Here is a 17,892-nt window from a genome sequence, read left to right as displayed (position 1 = left end):
AAATTAAAATTCTTTTCGCAGCCAGGTGTTAAGTCGTTTGACCCACGACCCCACCGAGACGCGTTTTTCCACCTCTGCCTCACCACTTAAATGGGACTCTTTCCCGTAGTGCAGCAGGCCCACCGCCGTTGAATAGTACGGCTCCTGGGCATAATCCGTTAAACCGGTGATATTCAGCGGCGCACCGATACGCACCTGCGTATGGAACACGCGCTGAGCGCAGGCCGCAAGACCTTCAATTTGCGCTGCCCCGCCGGTTAATACAATCCCCGCCGCGAGATGATGTTTCACACCCTGCTGGCGAAGCTGTTCCTGTAACTGCAAAATCTCTTCGTTGACCAGGTTGAGCAGCTCGGTATAACGCGGCTCAATTACCTCTGCCAGCGTCTGGCGTTGCAGGCTGCGCGGCGGTCGACCTCCTACGCTCGGCACTTCAACGCTCTCGTCTTTGCCGACGATAGAGCCCAGCGCGCAACCATGGCGCACTTTAATCGCCTCTGCATCGCTCGGTGGCGTACCAAAGGCGTAAGCGATATCGCTGGTAACCACATTCCCGGCGTACGGGATCACTTTGGTGTGGCGTAACGCACCGCCGGTATAGACAGCCATGTCCATTGTACCACCACCAATATCGACCACACAGACGCCCAGTTCACGTTCGTCTTCGGTCAGCACGGAATAGCTCGCGGCAAGTCCGGCGAAAATGAGTTGGTCAACTTTCAGGCCACAACGTTCAACGGCTTTTACAATGTTCTTCGCCATATCGTTGTGACATGTGATCAGGTGCACTTTTGCCTGCATACGCACGCCCGACAGACCGACCGGATTCTTGATGCCTTCCTGGTAGTCGATCGCGTATTCCTGCGGGATCACATGCAGCACACGGTGCTCGTCGCGAACACGCACGGATTTCGCCGTGTGGACAACGTTCTCAACGTCTTCCTGCGTCACTTCTTCTTCGGAAATCGGCACCATACCGATTTCATTCTGGCAGCTGATATGCTTACCAGAAAGGGCCAGATAGACAGAGGAAATTTGGCAATCTGCCATCAATTCAGCCTGGTCGATGGCGCGCTGAACGCATTTCACCACCGACTCAAGGTCGTTTACCCCACCTTTATCCATACCACGGGAGGGGCAGCTGCCCACGCCAATGATATTGACCATACCGTCGGGCAGAACTTCCCCTACCAAAGCGGCAACCTTCGCGGTGCCAATCTCCAGTCCTACTACCAATTTTCTGTCCGTCGACTTGATCATTGTTGTTCTGCCTGTACCTGTGCCTGATTTTGTTGCTGATTAGGTTCCTCGACCGGAGCCGGCTCCCAACCGACTGCTGCGCCTGAGTCATAGCGCAAATCAACGTAGCTTATCCGTTTGCCATCCGTCTGCGCCTGCTGCTGTAAAACCGGGTAAAGTTCGACAAAACGCGCCAGACGTTTCATTGTATCGCCGCGGCCAAGGTTGAGCTTGATGCCATTCGTTAAGGTCAACTGCCAGGAACGGCGCGCCGTCATCGCAGCATCTTTTAACGTAAAGCGATCCTTAGCCAGCACCTGCCCCATCTCACGAAAACCCTGCAATACTTCGTTTTCGCTGCCTTCCGGCCCATACAACATCGGTAAATTCTGCTTGTTGACACGATCGCTCGGGACGCTGAACGAATTTCCGTCTACATCAACCATATGCTGATCATTCCAACGCGCAATCGGCACATATTCAACCAGATGAATCTTCAATTCATCAGGCCATTGCTTTCTGACACTTGCCTGTTTTATCCACGGCAGACGTTCAATCTGACTCTGAATAATGTTGACGTCCTGCGTCATAAAGGTGCCAGGCGACCCAAGCGCCAGAATCGACTGGCGAATATCATCGTTACGCGTGTAGTGTCGCTCCCCGGTCACCACCAGCTTTGAAAGCGGCAACCGCTGCGCATCTTCCATCCAGCCCAGCACCATCCAGCCGCTGATAAACACGGTGCACAGCACCCCGAGCAGGAAGATGATCCCTGCAAGACGCGTTCCATTACTCCGGCGCGAAGAGGAATATTCTTCTTCGTCATCGCGGTTGCGCGTGTTCAATGCAGCCTGAGACATATCAGCCCGCCTGGTCCAAAATACGTACAACTAATTGCGAGAAGCTCATTCCCGCCTGACGCGCCGCCATCGGCACAAGGCTATGGCTGGTCATACCCGGAGACGTGTTTGCTTCCAGCAGATAAAATTGCCCGTCACCGTCAAGCATGACGTCAATGCGTCCCCAGCCACGACATCCCAGAACATTCCACGCTTTAAGCACCAGAGACTGTAATTCGGCTTCACGCTCTGCTTCAAGACCCGCTGGGCAGAAATATTGCGTCTCATCAGAGAGATACTTCGCCTCATAATCATAGAAGACTCCGGCGGGTTGGATGCGAATTGACGGTAAAATTTCTTCGCCAAGCATCGCGACGGTAAATTCCGGCCCGCTAAGCCATTTTTCAATCAGAACTTCTTCATCATGTTGAAATGCCAGTGCTAAAGCGTCAGCCAAATCTACAGCTTTATCAACTTTGGACATTCCCACGCTCGACCCTTCACGGCTCGGCTTAACAATAACCGGTAAGCCCAGTGCCGCAATGCGTGTATTAACGCTGTCCGACAGACCCAATTCATATTCACGACGCGTCAGTGCAACCCATGGCGCAACGGGCAGGCCCGCGCCCTGCCACAGCAGTTTGCTGCGCAGTTTATCCATGGAGATGGCGGATGCCATCACGCCGCTGCCGGTGTACGGTATACCGATCAGCTCCAGCAGCCCCTGCAACGTGCCGTCTTCACCACCGCGGCCGTGCAACGCGATGAAGGCTTTATCGAAGCCCATCGCTTTCAGCTGCGTGACGTCCACCTCTTTCGGATCAACCGGATGCGCGTCCACGCCACCTTCACGCAGGCCCGCCAGCACGGCAGCGCCCGAATTCAGAGAAACCTCGCGTTCGGCGGAAGTGCCGCCAAACAGGACAGCAATCTTATCAGCCATGACGCTCGTCCTCCTGAGTTTGCGGCTTCAGTTTGATTTCAGCTAAGGTACGGGCGATTTTGCCGATATTTCCCGCGCCCTGAATCAGGATCAGATCGTTACCCGTCAGGACCGGGGCAAGCATTTCAGCCACCTGCGCCGGGTCGGGAACCAGAATAGGATCCACTTTACCGCGTCCACGGATGGTACGACATAAAGAACGACTGTCCGCACCCGGAATCGGCGTTTCACCCGCAGCATAAACATCCAGCATCAGCAGGGTATCAACCTGAGAAAGGACGTTGGCAAAATCGTCATACAGATCGCGGGTACGCGTGTAACGGTGCGGCTGGAAGATCATGACCAGATTCTTTTCCGGCCAACCCGCACGTGCCGCTTTGATGGTTGCGTCCACTTCCGTCGGATGGTGACCGTAGTCATCCACCAGCATCGCAGACCCTGGCTTACCGTTTACCGGCTCCAGTGGGAATTCACCGAGGAAGTCGAAACGACGGCCCGTCCCCTGGAAGCTCTCCAGTGCACGCAGGATCGCTTCATCGTCAATGCCTTCTTCTGTCGCAACAGCCACCGCCGCCGCCGCATTCAGGGCGTTGTGACGTCCCGGCGCGTTCAGGGTGACATGCAGCAGGTCTTTATCCTGACGCGCGAGGGTGAAATGCCCCTGCGCACCGATCTGCTTGTAATCTTCTACGCGTACATCCGCGTCTTCGCTGAAGCCGTAGGTCGTAATTTGACGCCCGACACGCGGCAGCAGTTCGCGAATAACCGGATCGTCCACGCACATCACCGCACGGCCATAGAACGGCAGGTTGTGCAGGAAGTTAATAAAGGTCTGCTTTAAGTTCTCGAAGTCACCCTGGTAAGTGTCCATATGGTCAGCTTCGATGTTGGTGACGATCGCCACCATCGGCTGTAGATGCAGGAACGACGCGTCGCTCTCATCCGCTTCCGCAATCAGATAACGGCTATGGCCCAGACGCGCATGCACGCCAGCGGCTTTCACCAGACCACCGTTAACGAACGTCGGGTCGAGACCCGCTTCCGCATAAATGCTGGAGACCATCGCTGTTGTGGTGGTTTTACCGTGCGTGCCGGCCACCGCAATGCCGTGACGGAAACGCATCAGTTCCGCCAGCATTTCCGCGCGACGGATCACCGGAATGCGCGCCTCATGCGCCGCAACGATTTCCGGGTTATCCGCGGAGATAGCGCTGGACACCACAACCACGCTCGCATCGCTCACGTTTTCCGGGCGATGATTGAAATAGATAGTCGCCCCCAGCGACGCCAGCTGCTGCGTAACAGGGTTTGGCGCCAGGTCAGACCCGCTGATCTGATAGCCTTCGTTAGCTAACACTTCGGCAATACCGCCCATGCCAGCACCACCGATGCCGACAAAGTGAATGTGCCGGACGCGACGCATCTCGGGCACGATAGAACGCAGTTTTGCCAGTTGTTGTGTATTCATTCTCTAAACGCCATCGACTACTTCAAAAAAATCGTGCAGCGCAACACGCGCTGCGAGAATTATGCCTGGGCTGCCAGGCTCACTTCTTTTGCCACCCGTTCCGTTGCATCCGGGATAGCGGTCGCGCGTGCGCGTTGCGCCATCTCCAGTAATACATCCCGGTTCCAGCCCGCCAGGGTAGTGGCGACCGCATCAGCGGTAAATTGTGGCTGCTCAAAAATCTTCGCGGCACCCGCTTTTTCAAGCGGCAGTGCATTCCAGTACTGCTGTCGGTCTTTGTGCTGGAACGGCACAAACAGCGCCGGTAAACCGGCGGCGGCGATTTCGCTCACCGTCAGCGCGCCCGAGCGACAGACCACGACATCGGCCCATGCATAGGCTGCGGCCATATCATCAATAAATTCAGTTACTTTATGCTGCGGCTGACCTTCCTGCACGTAGGCCTGCTCAACGGTCTGCTGAGCGCCCTTCCCGCTCTGGTGCCAGATGGTCACTGCATCACCCAGTTTTGCCGCAACCTGCGGCATCGTCTGGTTTAAAATACGCGCGCCCTGGGAACCGCCGACGACCAGCACCCGCACCGGCCCTTCACGACCCGCCAGACGCGTATCTGGCAGCGCCAGCGCCAGCACGTCCACACGTACCGGATTCCCTACGACATCCGCTTTCGGGAATGCCCCGGGGAAGGCCTGCATAACTTTGGTGGCGATTTTTGCCAGCCATTTGTTGGTCAAACCGGCAATACCGTTCTGCTCATGCAGAACAACGGGGATCCCTAATGACCACGCCGCCAGTCCGCCAGGGCCGGAAACGTAACCGCCCATGCCCAGAACGACGTCAGGCTTAAAGCGCTTCATGATGGCGCGCGCCTGACGCCAGGCATTGAAAATGCGCACCGGCGCCAGCAGCAGCGCCTTGATCCCTTTGCCACGAAGGCCAGAAATACGAATAAAGTCGATCTCGATACCGTGCTTAGGTACCAGGTCGGCTTCCATGCGGTCTGCGGTTCCCAGCCAGCGTACCTGCCAGCCCTGTTCCATTAAATGGTGCGCAACCGCCAGCCCCGGGAACACGTGTCCACCGGTACCGCCTGCCATCACCATTAACCGCTTCGGTTGATTCATCGTGAACCTCGTGTAAACGCCTGAGCTTTCTCCAGACGCGTTTCATAATCTATGCGTAACAAAAACATGATGGCCGTCGACATGATCAACAGACTCGAACCACCATAACTGATCAACGGTAACGTCAGACCTTTAGTCGGCAACATACCCGCTGCCGCCCCAACGTTTACCAGTGCCTGGAAGCTAAACCAGATACCAATAGAGCAGGCCAGGAAACCGGAGAAGCGGTGATCGATCTCCAGCGCTTTCCGGCCAATCGACATGGCGCGGAAAGCGACGAAGAATACCATTAATAGCGCCAATACCACACCGATATAACCCAGTTCTTCCCCAATAATGGAGAAGATGAAGTCGGTGTGCGCCTCCGGTAAATACTCCAGTTTTTGCACCGAGTTGCCCAGGCCTTGGCCCCAGACTTCGCCGCGGCCAAACGCCATCAGCGACTGCGTCAGCTGGTAACCGCTGCCGAACGGATCTTCCCATGGGTTCCAGAACGAGGTCACACGGCGGATACGGTAGGGTTCGGCGAGGATCAGCAGCACCACCGCCGAAATCCCCATCCCGATGATGGCAATGAACTGCCACAGTTTTGCGCCCGCCAGGAACAGCATCGCCAGCGTAGTGACAAACAGTACGACTACCGTACCGAGGTCGGGCTGCGCCAGCAGCAGGATCGCGAGGACCAGAATCACGCCCATCGGTTTTAAGAAGCCGCGAAGGTTGTTACGGACTTCGTCAACTTTACGCACCAGGTAGTTAGCCAGGTAGCAGAACAACGACAGTTTGGTGAACTCCGCCGGCTGAATACGCAGTGGGCCAAAGGCAATCCAGCGTGATGCCCCGTTAACGGAGCTCCCGACAACCAGCACGATCAACAGCATGATGATTGAGGCGATGAGCATGGCCGTACTGTGCCGCTGCCAGAACGACATTGGCAGGCGTAAGGTGATCAGCGCCAGGCAGAACGCGAGAATGATGTAAAGCCCGTCACGCTTGGCAAACAGGAACGGGTCGTTTGCCAGACGCTGTCCGACAGGCATTGACGCCGAGGTGACCATAATAAAGCCGATCGCTGCCAGCCCCAGCGTGAGCCAGAACAGCGTGCGGTCGTACATGATCAGGCTGTCGGAATCTTTATCCCGTGAAGCCATCACCCAGCCTTTCAGCGCCGTAAACAGCCATACCAGGATACCAAATCCTGGCAGGCGCGGCATTTTCAGGCGAGGGAGAGATAAACGCATCAGCCTAACTCCTTCGCCAGGCGGGTAAAGACATCACCCCGCTGTTCGAAATTCTTGAATTGATCGAGGCTGGCACAGGCTGGTGAGAGCAGCACCATATCGCCGGGCTTCACGCGTGGGGCAATAAGACGCATCGCCTGCTCCATGGTCTCGGTTTGCTCGGCGACCTCAGGACGCAACGCCGCCAGCTCGCTACCATCGCGGCCAAAGCAATACAGGCGCACGTTATCACCGTTGAGGTACTGCTTCAGCGAGGAGAAGTCAGCCGATTTACCGTCGCCGCCCAGCAGCAGGTGCAGCGTGCCATCAACGTGCAGACCGTTCAGTGCCGCCTCGGTGCTACCCACGTTGGTCGCTTTGGAATCGTTAATCCAGCGTACGCCGTTGTGCTCCAGCGCAAGCTGGAACCGGTGCGCCAGGCCGGTAAAGGTGGTCAGCGCCTTCAGGCTTGAAGATCGCGGCAGGCCAACGGCATCCGCCAGCGCCAGCGCCGCCAGGGCATTGGTGTAGTTATGCTGGCCGGAGAGCATCATCTCTTTCACGTTCAGCACTTTCTCACCTTTCACCCGCAGCCAGGTTTCGCCCTGCTGACGGTTAAGGTGATAGTCACCCATATTAATACCAAAGCTAATGCAGCGATCGTCTGCGCCGCGCACCGGCATGGTGAGTGCATCATCGGCATTCACCACGCAAACTTTGGCATTTTCATAAACGCGCAGTTTGGCCGCACGGTATTGCTGCAAGCCGAACGGGTATCTGTCCATATGATCTTCGGTGACGTTTAGGATCGTCGCCGCCGCCGCATGCAGGCTTGAAGTGGTTTCCAGCTGGAAGCTGGAAAGCTCAAGGACGAACAGCTCGCACCCTTTATCAAGCAGCATCAGAGCGGGCAGACCAATGTTACCGCCCACGCCGACATTTTTGCCCGCCGCCTTCGCCATTTCCCCCACCAGCGTGGTGACGGTGCTTTTACCGTTCGAACCGGTAATGGCGACGATCGGCGCCTGCGCCTCCCGGCAGAACAGTTCAATATCGCCGACAATCTCAACGCCTGCATCCGCGGCGGCGCTCAGGGAAGGATGCGCCAGCGCCATACCGGGGCTGGCAACAATCAGATCGGCGGCCAGCAGCCACTCATCATTCAGACCACCCAGGTGGCGTTCAACCTGCTCCGGCAGCTTGTCCAGACCCGGCGGAGAGACGCGCGTATCCATCACGCGCGGCGTCACGCCACGCGCAAGGAAAAAGTCCACGCAGGAGAGGCCGGTGAGGCCCAACCCGATGATAACGACTTTTTTGCCCTGGTAATCTGCCATGATTAACGTACCTTCAGCGTTGCCAGGCCAATCAGCACCAGCATCAGCGAAATAATCCAGAAGCGCACAATGACGCGCGGCTCCGGCCAGCCTTTCAGTTCATAGTGGTGGTGAATCGGTGCCATACGGAAGATGCGCTGACCGCGCAGCTTGAAAGAACCGACCTGCAAAATCACCGACAGCGTCTCAACCACAAACACACCGCCCATGATCACCAGCAGGAACTCCTGACGCAGCAGCACGGCGATAATGCCCAGCGCGCCGCCCAGCGCCAGTGAACCGACGTCGCCCATAAAGACCTGCGCCGGATAGGTGTTAAACCACAGGAAGCCCAGCCCCGCCCCGACAATCGCCGTACAGACGATCACCAGCTCACCCGCGTGCCGCAGGTACGGAATGTGCAGGTAGTTTGCAAAGTTCATGTTACCGGTTGCCCACGCCACCAGCGCGAAACCGCCCGCGACAAACACGGTTGGCATAATCGCCAGGCCGTCCAGACCATCGGTCAGGTTGACGGCGTTGCCGGTGCCGACGATCACAAAGTAAGCCAGCAGAATGTAGAACAGCCCCAGTTGCGGCATCACGTCTTTGAAGAACGGCACCACCAGTTCGGTGGCCGGGGTGTCTTTTCCTGCCAGGTAAAGGGCGAAGGCCACGCCCAGCGCAATCACCGACATCCAGAAATACTTCCAGCGGGCGATCAAACCTTTGGTGTCTTTGCGTACGACTTTGCGGTAGTCATCAACAAAACCGATGATCCCGTAGCCAACCAGAACGGTCAGCACGCACCAGACGTAGGGGTTAGACGGATACGCCCACAGCAGCACGGACACCACAATCGCGGTCAGGATCATGATCCCGCCCATGGTCGGCGTACCCCGCTTGCTGAAGTGCGATTCCGGACCGTCGTTGCGCACAACCTGGCCGAAAGAGAGTTTTTGCAGACGGGCAATCATGCGCGGGCCCATCCACAGCGAGATGAACAGCGCAGTCAGCAGGCTGACGATGGCACGAAACGTCAGATAGGAAAAGACGTTAAAGCCTGAGTAATATTTGACCAAATGTTCGGCCAGCCAAACTAACATGTCCCGTTCTCCTGTAATGCGTGCACAACCTCTTCCATGGCGGCACTACGTGAACCTTTAACTAAAACAGTCACAATCTGTTTTTCTGTAATCAATGCCTTCAGGCGTTCGATCAGTGCAGATTTATCGGCAAAATGTTCGCCAACTTCACTGGCATCGGAAATGGCCTTGCTCAGCGGGCCTGCGCTCAATACGCGGTCAAGCCCGGCGGCTTTCGCCGCTTCACCCACCTGAACATGGCAGGCTTCGCTTTCATCACCCAGCTCGGCCATATCGCCCACAACCATCACGCGATAGCCCGGCATTTCAGACAAGACCTGCACGGCCGCCGTCATTGAGCCAACGTTAGCGTTGTAGGAGTCATCCAGCAGGAGTTTGTTTTCAGCCAGCTGGATCGGGAACAGACGCCCCGGCACGGCTTTTAAATTTGCCAAACCTGCTTTGATCGCCGCGTGTGAGGCACCTACCGCCATTGAGAGCGCTGCCGCAGCAAGCGCATTGGCGATGTTATGACGACCCGGCAGGGGCAGCAGCACGTCGATGTCGCCCGTTGGGGTTGTGAGGGTGAACTCGGTGCCGTGTGACGTCACATGAATGTTGGTCGCCGAAAAATCACTGTTTGCCGCATTCGGTGAGAAGCGCCAGGTTTTACGTGAACCAATGATGCTCTGCCAGTTCAGCCAGTCGTTGTTATCGGCGTTCATAATGGCGATGCCGTCATCCGGCAGGCCGGTATAAATTTCACCTTTCGCTTTCGCCACACCGGCCAGAGAACCAAAACCTTCAAGATGTGCCGCCGCCAGGTTATTCACCAGCGCCGCTTCAGGACGGGTCAGGCTCACGGTCCAGGCGATTTCGCCCTGATGGTTAGCCCCTAACTCAATCACCGCATATTCATGCTCGTGGGTCAGGCGCAGCAGCGTCATCGGCACACCGATGTCATTATTAAGGTTGCCCGCCGTATAAAGCGTGTTACCGCACTGGCTAAGGATCGCCGCGGTCATCTCTTTAACGGAGGTTTTGCCCGACGAGCCCGTCAGTGCCACGACGCGTGTTGGCACCTGCTGGCGAACCCATGCCGCCAGCTCGCCAAACGCCAGGCGCGTATCTTTCACCACAATCTGCGGCAAATCGATATCGAGCTTACGACTGACCAGCAGCGCGCCCGCGCCGTTATCTTTAGCCTGTTGCGCAAAATCGTGGGCGTCAAAACGTTCACCCTTCAGCGCCACAAACAGGCAGCCCGCCGTCACCTTACGGGTGTCGGTGGTTACAGCCTCGATGGTCAGATCCTGACCATGCAGCACCCCCTGCAATACCGCAGCGGCCTGGCTTAACGTAATGCTAATCATGCCACCACTCCCAGCAGACGCGCTGCCGTCACGCGGTCGGAGTAATCCAGACGACGATTGCCGACAATCTGATAATCTTCATGACCTTTACCGGCCAGCAGAACCACATCGTTCTCCTGCGCCTGCATAATGGCGTTAGTCACGGCCTCCGCACGGCCTTCGACCACGCGCGCACGTCCCGCATCCAGCATGCCCGCCAGAATGTCGTTGATAATGGCCCGCGGCTCTTCGGTACGCGGGTTGTCATCGGTTACCACGGGAATATCCGCGAACTGCTCAGCGATGGCGCCCATCAGCGGACGTTTGCCCTTGTCGCGATCGCCACCGCAGCCAAACACGCACCAGAGCTTGCCAGCGCAGTGCAGACGCGCCGCTTCCAGCGCTTTTTCCAGCGCATCCGGCGTGTGGGCGTAATCCACAACCACCGTCGGCTTGCCCGGCGCGCTAAACACTTCCATGCGGCCACAGACCGGTTGCAAACGCTCAGCCGTTTTCAGCAGATCCGCCATCGGGTAACCCAGCGCCAGCAGCGTCGCCAGCGCCAGCAGCAGGTTACTGACGTTAAAGGCCCCCATCAGGCGGCTTTCAATTTCACCTTCGCCCCAGATGGAAGCGAAGCGGATCGTCGCCCCACTATCGTGGTAGTTCACCTCGACCGCCTTCAGCCAGCGGCCGCGGCAGTTCGGATTAATGCGATCTTCCATCGACACCGCCACCGCATCTGGCAGTTTTTCCAGCCAGCGGCGACCGACTTCGTCGTCGGCGTTAATGATCGCCTGCCCGTGGTGGTGAGTGGAATAAAGCAGCCATTTCGCCGCTTCGTAGTGCTCCATATCACCATGATAATCAAGGTGATCGCGGCTCAGGTTAGTAAAGACAGAGGCAGCAAATTTCAGGGCCGCCACGCGATGTTGTACCAGACCATGGGAAGAGACTTCCATCGCAGCGAAGGTCGCCCCCTGCTCAGCGAGGCCCGCCAGCACACGCTGCACGTCAACCGCCGAGCCTGTAGTGTTTTCCGTCGGGCTTACTTTGCCCAGAAGACCGTTCCCCACCGTGCCCATGACGGCACCGGTTTCGCCCAGCAGCTGCGCCCACTGCGCCATCAGCTGAGTGGTGGTGGTTTTTCCGTTGGTTCCTGTCACGCCAACCAGCTTTAACTGGTCGGAAGGTTCGTTGTAAAAACGTCCTGCCAGCGCGGAGAGACGCTCATTCAGCTGGCTGAGATAGATGACCGGCACGCCGTGCATTTCACGGATCTCACCGTCTGTTGCCTCATCTTTGGCCTCAGCAATAATGGCAGCAACACCTTGCGCAATCGCCTGCGGGATATAACGACGCCCGTCCGCCTGATGACCCACCACTGCCACAAAAAGATCGCCAGAAGCCGCTACGCGGCTGTCCAGTACCATCTCTCGCAGTGCTCGCGCAGGTAGCATAGGCACCCACGGAGCAAGAAGGTCGCGCAAATTACGATCTGCCACCTGTTCCCTCGCCTTGATTAATTACAAATTCACTTTTTTCGCCCGTCGCCAGCGCATCCGGTTCAATGTTCATGGTGCGCAACACGCCGCCCATAATAGCCCCGAACACAGGCGCGGAGACGGCGCCGCCGTAGTATTTACCCGCCTGCGGATCGTTGATGACGACCACCAGTGCAAAACGCGGATTGCTTGCAGGCGCTACGCCTGCGGTATAGGCAATGTATTTGTTGATATAGCGGCCGTCCGGCCCCACTTTTTTCGCTGTACCAGTTTTAATGGCGATACGATAGCCCTTAATTGCGGCCTTCACGCCGCCACCGCCAGGTAACGCGACGCTTTCCATCATATGCACGACGGTACGAACGATAGATTCCGGGAAAACACGTTCCCCCGGAACCGGTGGATCAACTTTGGTGATCGACAGCGGACGATAAATGCCATAGCTGCCAATCGTTGCGTAGACTCGCGCTAACTGTAAGGGAGTTACCATTAGCCCGTAGCCGAAAGAGAAGGTGGCCCTCTCTATGTCAGACCACCGTTGTTTTTGAGGATATAAGCCACTGCGTTCTCCGACCAACCCCAAATTGGTCGCCTTTCCCAGCCCAAAACGTGAGTAAGTATCTACTAACGCTGAGGACGGCATCGCTAACGCCAGTTTTGACACACCGACGTTACTCGACTTCTGCAAGACCCCGGTCAGGGTCAGTTCGCTGTAACGTGCCACGTCTTTGATTTCGTGACCGTTAATTCGATAAGGGATCGTATTCAGAACGGTATTTTCGTTGACGATGCCTCGCTGTAGAGCCGTCATCACCACCATGGGTTTTACGGTCGAACCGGGTTCAAACACATCGGTGATGGAGCGGTTACGCATTGCATCTTTTGCTGTACCGGCAAAATTATTCGGGTTGTATGAGGGGCTACTGGCCATCGCCAGCACTTCACCTGTCGCCACATCCACCAGCACGGCGCTGCCCGATTCCGCCTTGTTAAACGCGACGGCGTTGTTCAGTTCACGATAGACCAGCGCCTGCAAGCGTTCATCAATACTCAGGGCCAGGTTGTGCGCGGCCTGGCTGTCTGTCGAGGAAATGTCTTCAATGACGCGACCATAGCGGTCTTTACGCACGATTCGCTCGCCAGGCTGGCCGGTAAGCCACTTGTCGAAGCTTTTTTCAACGCCCTCAATCCCCTGACTATCCACGTTGGTAAAGCCAATCAGGTGCGCGGTGACTTCGCCGGAAGGATAGTAACGGCGGGATTCTTCCCGCAGATGAATGCCCGGCAGCTTCAGTTTCTTAATGTAGTCAGCCATGTCAGGGTTCACCTGACGAGCAAGATAGATGAAGCGCCCTTTCGGGTTGGCGTTAACGCGCGACGCCAGCTGATCCAGCGGCATTTTCAACGCGTCTGAGAGCGCCTTCCAGCGGTTATCAAGGGTGATCCCGCCTGCGTCGTGCAGCTCTTTCGGATCGGCCCAGATCGCCTTCACCGGCACGCTCACCGCCAGCGGGCGGCCGGAGCGGTCGGTGATCATCCCACGAGAGGTAGAAACTTCCTGCACGCGCAGAGAACGCATATCCCCCTGACGCACCAGCATGTCAGGCGCGATGATTTGTAGCCACGCCACGCGTCCCAGCAGGAAACCCAGCGCCAGTAAAATGCAGCCGCAAAGCAACGCAAAACGCCAACTGACAAAGTTGGCCTGTTCTTCCTGGCGTTTTGGTTTTAGCGTTTTTGCCGCTGCTTTCATGCGTCGCGTTTTCCCTTATTTTTGTACTACGATATTTTCCTGCGAAGGATCAACATGCTGTAATTGCAGTTTTTCCGTTGCGATCCGTTCAACCCGGCTGTGATCGCCGAGCGCGTTTTCTTCAAGGATCAGATTTCGCCATTCAATATCCAGCGCATCGCGTTCCAGTACCATCTGTTCGCGCTGCGCAGTTAATAAACGGGTATGGTGAGCGGTGGTGACCACCATGACTGCCGTCACAATGATGCAAATGAACAAGCAGAGTGGCAGCTTCCCAAACCGCAAAAGATCGTCGCCGATCACGCCAGGCAAGGCATGGCGCTCGTTGCTTCCTAACGATCCCTTAACTTTGCTTAGGGTCTCTGTCACTCTGCTGATCATGCGTTCGTCCTCTCTGCAATACGCAGCACTGAACTACGGGCACGTGGATTCTCTGCCACCTCTTCTTCGCCCGGCATCAACTTGCCTAATGCTCGCAACTGACGGCCGCCCAGCTTTCTGAGTTGTTCTTCCGTCATCGGCAGCCCCGCCGGAACCTGAGGACCGCGGCTCTGTTCACGCATGAAGCGTTTTACGATGCGATCTTCCAGCGAATGGAAACTGATGATGGATAACCGCCCACCCGGGGCCAGCACGTCGAGCGAGCTTTTTAGCGCCAGCTCTATTTCCTCCAGTTCACTGTTTACCCAGATACGAACCGCCTGGAAGGTACGGGTCGCAGGATGTTTGTGCTTGTCCTTCACCGGCGTTGCCGCCGCGATGACTTCTGCCAGTTCTTTGGTACGGGTCATTGGCTCAACGCGGTTGCGCTCCACGATGGCGCGGGCAATACGTTTGCCAAAGCGTTCTTCGCCGAAGGTTTTGATTACCCAGGCAATATCCGCTTCGTCAGCAGTTTGTAACCATTCAGCGGCAGATTGGCCGCGAGTAGGGTCCATACGCATATCCAGCGGTCCATCACGCATAAAGGAAAAACCGCGTTCTGCATCATCAAGCTGTGGTGAAGAGACGCCAAGATCGAGGAGAATCCCGTCGATCTTGCCGGTCAGGCCGCGCTCAGCGACATAATCCGCAAGCGCAGAGAAAGGTCCATGCACGATGGAAAAGCGAGGATCATCGATGGTTTGCGCAACGGCAATCGCCTGCGGATCGCGGTCAATTGCCAGCAGGCGTCCTTCCGCTCCAAGCTGAGAGAGGATCAAACGCGAGTGACCACCGCGACCAAAAGTGCCATCAATATAGATGCCGTCTGGACGAATATTCAGGCCGTTAACGGCCTCATCCAGCAGCACCGTTGTATGTTTATAATTTTCCATCATATTTATAGAGACAAGTCCCGCAGCCGTTCCGATAATGTTTCGGAATCAGACTGCTCAGCGTCGATATCTTCCTTGACCTGTTGATACCAGGTCGTTTCGTCCCACAGTTCAAACTTGTTGAACTGTCCGACCAGCATCACTTCTTTAGTCAGACCGGCATGTTGCCGCAACACAGGCGCAATCAATAATCGCCCGGCGCTATCCATCTGACATTCACTGGCATGTCCCAATAACAGCCGCTGTACGCGGCGTTCCTGCGGGTTCATGCTCGACAGTCGCGACAGCTTTTGCTCAATGATTTCCCATTCAGGCAAAGGGTAAAGCAGCAGGCATGGGGAGTTGATGTCAATGGTGCAAACCAGTTGACCCGAAGCGTTCTCAATCAGCTGGTCGCGGTATCGGGTTGGTACCGATAAACGCCCTTTGCTGTCGAGATTGACTAACGTTGCTCCACGGAACATGCCAGTCTCACCCCTCCTCACCACTTTAACCCACAAATTCCCACCTGAAGGAGTTTACGGAGCGAGGGAAAAGCTTGTCAAGCCAGGACTCTCTCTATACCGGCGCGAAAGCACCGTATTTACAGAGCAAGCGTGACCTGGCTAATTACTACACAACTGGCGAGGCAAAATTAACGTTATGAATATTTGTAAGAAAAAAACAGAATATGCACACGAGCGTAAAGACTCACTCAATATCATCGCAGGGAAATATAAAGTGTCAGTTTGCGACGCGGGCAGCATTTTAAGGCATATCGCCGGGGGATAACAGCGCCAGATTAACCTCAAAGCCAGATGGATTCGTTCGTGTGCGTTGAGGTCTGAAGGGGGGAGTAAAAAATGGCTGAATATTCATCGGCTGGCACCTGTTTGTAACAAAACAATACAAAGAAATGCCCGTTAGAAATTATAATTGCACTTTTTAACGTCAAAATGGATTCAGAATAATAGCAGGCTATGAATCTTAGAGATAAATCCTAATTTTTATCCGGGAATTATTTCCCGCAATAAATGCGCTTCAAAAGGGGCAGTTTTACCGCCCCTGTGGAAATATTAATGGCGGCTCAAAATTCCGCGCCGATAGAGATTACGTTTGATACGCGTAAGCCCGGGTTTCGGTTTGCGGGGTTCATCCAGGCTTGCCAGAACAATCTCAAGCACGCGCTCGGCGACGTCGCGGTGACGCTGGGCCACGGCCAGCACCGGACATTGCAGGAAGTCGAGCAGTTCGTTATCGCCGAAGGTCGCAATCGCCAGATCGGATGGCAGTTTGCCATCGCGACGTAACGTCACATCCATCACCCCCTGCAACAGGGCAAACGAGGTGGTAAACAACGCCTGCGGCATCGGGTGCGTTTCCAGCCATTTCTCGAACAGCTGGGCAGCCGCTTCACGCTCATAGCTGTTGGCATACAGATAATGAACGTCACGCGGATCGTCTTTCCATGCCGTACGGAACCCTTGTTCACGCAGGAAGCTTACGGAAAGTTCAGGCAAAGCGCCAAGATACAGCACCGTTTCAGCCGGGAAGGTACGCAGCTCGGCAGCCAGCATTTCTGCATCGTCCTGATCGGCACCTACGACACTGGTGAAATGTTCACGATCCAGCGCACGATCCAGCGCCACAATCGGGAACGGATCGTTTGCCCAGCGCTGATAGAAAGGATGCTCTGGTGGTAAAGAGGTCGACACGATGATGGCGTCAACCTGACGTTGCAGCAGATGCTCAATGCAGCGCATCTCGTTGTCAGGCTGATCCTCGGAGCAGGCAATCAACAGCTGATAGCCCCGCTGACGAGCCTGACGTTCCAGATAGTTGGCGATGCGGGTATAGCTGGTATTTTCCAGGTCCGGGATCACCAGGCCAATCGAGCGGGTGCGCCCGGCACGTAAACCTGCGGCGACAGCATTCGGATGGTAATTATGCTCACGAACGACTGCCATCACTTTCTCAACGGTCTTATCGCTGACACGATACTGCTTTGCTTTACCGTTAATCACATAGCTGGCCGTGGTTCTCGACACGCCGGCGAGCCGGGCGATTTCATCCAGTTTCACAATTGCCCCTCAAAAAAAGAAAAAAGTCCATGGCCCTGTCAAGGTTATGGTTAAATATTTTAACATCTAAACGCAGAATAGCTTTCACGGCAACCGCTTTTGTCCGCGTTGTCGGTGGATTACGCAAAAAAAAGCCCGGCTTTGGCTACCGGGCTGAAAGAGGCGAACCTTTTGCGCAACTAACGCATGATTTTATCGCCGCGCGAGAGGCCAACAACGCCAGAGCGCGCAACTTCAACAATTTTTGCTACATCCCTGACGGAGGCCAGGAACGCATCCAGCTTATCGCTCGTTCCGGCAAGCTGCACAGTATATATAGAAGGCGTGACGTCGATGATCTGCCCACGGAAGATATCCGTGTTGCGCTTGACCTCTTCACGACCGTAACCGCTGGCCTGAATTTTCACCAGCATCACTTCACGTTCGACGTAAGCCCCCTGCCCCAGCTCGCTGACGCGCAACACGTCCACCAGTTTGTGCAACTGTTTTTCGATCTGCTCAAGCACTTTCGCATCGCCGACAGTCTGGATCGTCATGCGGGAGAGCGTTGGATCATCGGTCGGCGCAACGGTCAGGCTTTCAATGTTATAGCCGCGCTGCGCAAAAAGCCCAATGACGCGTGACAGTGCGCCCGACTCATTTTCCAGTAATACAGATAATATCCGGCGCATA

General features: G+C 55.9%; 16 protein-coding genes. All 16 read right to left on the bottom strand.

Annotated elements, in window-relative coordinates; translation table 11 throughout:
• Positions 1-3: 3 nt before the first annotated feature.
• Positions 4-1,260: a cell division protein FtsA gene (ftsA, locus tag RY075_RS04285; RefSeq protein ID WP_003856340.1), complete on the bottom strand. Its 1,257-nt coding sequence runs from the start codon at positions 1,258-1,260 to the stop codon at positions 4-6.
• Positions 1,257-2,099, bottom strand: coding sequence for a cell division protein FtsQ (gene ftsQ, locus RY075_RS04280; RefSeq protein WP_003856342.1), 843 nt, complete (start codon positions 2,097-2,099; stop codon positions 1,257-1,259). The genes ftsA and ftsQ overlap by 4 nt, the downstream gene beginning before the upstream one ends.
• Position 2,100: 1 nt before the next feature.
• Entirely contained in the window at positions 2,101-3,021 is a 921-nt protein-coding gene (locus RY075_RS04275; RefSeq protein ID WP_003856344.1) for a D-alanine--D-alanine ligase, read from the bottom strand.
• On the bottom strand, positions 3,014-4,489 hold the full coding sequence (murC, locus tag RY075_RS04270; protein WP_003856345.1) for a UDP-N-acetylmuramate--L-alanine ligase: 1,476 nt from the start codon (positions 4,487-4,489) through the stop codon (positions 3,014-3,016). The genes RY075_RS04275 and murC overlap by 8 nt, the downstream gene beginning before the upstream one ends.
• 59 nt (positions 4,490-4,548) lie before the next feature.
• Positions 4,549-5,613 (bottom strand): undecaprenyldiphospho-muramoylpentapeptide beta-N-acetylglucosaminyltransferase, encoded by a 1,065-nt coding sequence (gene murG, locus RY075_RS04265; protein WP_109949056.1) that lies wholly within the window; start codon positions 5,611-5,613, stop codon positions 4,549-4,551.
• Complete coding sequence (ftsW, locus tag RY075_RS04260; RefSeq protein WP_003856348.1) at positions 5,610-6,854, bottom strand: cell division protein FtsW; 1,245 nt, start codon at positions 6,852-6,854, stop codon at positions 5,610-5,612. The genes murG and ftsW overlap by 4 nt, the downstream gene beginning before the upstream one ends.
• Positions 6,854-8,170, bottom strand: coding sequence for a UDP-N-acetylmuramoyl-L-alanine--D-glutamate ligase (gene murD, locus RY075_RS04255; RefSeq protein ID WP_023315390.1), 1,317 nt, complete (start codon positions 8,168-8,170; stop codon positions 6,854-6,856). The genes ftsW and murD overlap by 1 nt, the downstream gene beginning before the upstream one ends.
• A 2-nt stretch (positions 8,171-8,172) precedes the next feature.
• Positions 8,173-9,255: a phospho-N-acetylmuramoyl-pentapeptide-transferase gene (gene mraY / locus RY075_RS04250; RefSeq protein ID WP_003856353.1), complete on the bottom strand. Its 1,083-nt coding sequence runs from the start codon at positions 9,253-9,255 to the stop codon at positions 8,173-8,175.
• Positions 9,249-10,607, bottom strand: a complete 1,359-nt coding sequence (murF, locus tag RY075_RS04245; RefSeq protein WP_023315389.1) for a UDP-N-acetylmuramoyl-tripeptide--D-alanyl-D-alanine ligase — start codon at positions 10,605-10,607, stop codon at positions 9,249-9,251. Before murF ends, mraY begins: the two co-directional genes overlap by 7 nt.
• The gene (murE, locus tag RY075_RS04240) at positions 10,604-12,091 is read right to left on the bottom strand and encodes a UDP-N-acetylmuramoyl-L-alanyl-D-glutamate--2,6-diaminopimelate ligase (protein ID WP_023315388.1); all 1,488 of its coding nucleotides are present in this window, start codon (positions 12,089-12,091) and stop codon (positions 10,604-10,606) included. Before murE ends, murF begins: the two co-directional genes overlap by 4 nt.
• The gene (gene ftsI, locus RY075_RS04235; RefSeq protein WP_003856361.1) at positions 12,078-13,844 is read right to left on the bottom strand and encodes a peptidoglycan glycosyltransferase FtsI; all 1,767 of its coding nucleotides are present in this window, start codon (positions 13,842-13,844) and stop codon (positions 12,078-12,080) included. Before ftsI ends, murE begins: the two co-directional genes overlap by 14 nt.
• 15 nt (positions 13,845-13,859) lie before the next feature.
• A complete protein-coding gene (gene ftsL / locus RY075_RS04230) occupies positions 13,860-14,225 on the bottom strand; it encodes a cell division protein FtsL (protein ID WP_003856363.1) in 366 nt (121 codons plus the stop codon).
• Positions 14,222-15,163, bottom strand: coding sequence for a 16S rRNA (cytosine(1402)-N(4))-methyltransferase RsmH (rsmH, locus tag RY075_RS04225; protein ID WP_003856366.1), 942 nt, complete (start codon positions 15,161-15,163; stop codon positions 14,222-14,224). Before rsmH ends, ftsL begins: the two co-directional genes overlap by 4 nt.
• A gap of 2 nt (positions 15,164-15,165) precedes the next feature.
• Positions 15,166-15,624 (bottom strand): division/cell wall cluster transcriptional repressor MraZ, encoded by a 459-nt coding sequence (mraZ, locus tag RY075_RS04220; RefSeq protein ID WP_003856368.1) that lies wholly within the window; start codon positions 15,622-15,624, stop codon positions 15,166-15,168.
• 591 nt (positions 15,625-16,215) lie between these two features.
• Positions 16,216-17,220 carry a catabolite repressor/activator gene (gene cra, locus RY075_RS04215; RefSeq protein ID WP_003856369.1) on the bottom strand — a complete coding sequence of 335 codons (1,005 nt, stop codon included), beginning with the start codon at positions 17,218-17,220 and terminating at the stop codon, positions 16,216-16,218.
• A gap of 179 nt (positions 17,221-17,399) precedes the next feature.
• Positions 17,400-17,891, bottom strand: a complete 492-nt coding sequence (ilvN, locus tag RY075_RS04210; protein ID WP_003856371.1) for an acetolactate synthase small subunit — start codon at positions 17,889-17,891, stop codon at positions 17,400-17,402.
• Position 17,892: the final 1 nt, after the last annotated feature.

This window comes from Enterobacter sp. JJBC (genome assembly GCF_036936505.1).
GTDB lineage: Bacteria > Pseudomonadota > Gammaproteobacteria > Enterobacterales > Enterobacteriaceae > Enterobacter > Enterobacter hormaechei_C.
Note: the sequence above shows the minus strand (reverse complement) of the source record. Positions and strands in the feature narration are given on the sequence as shown.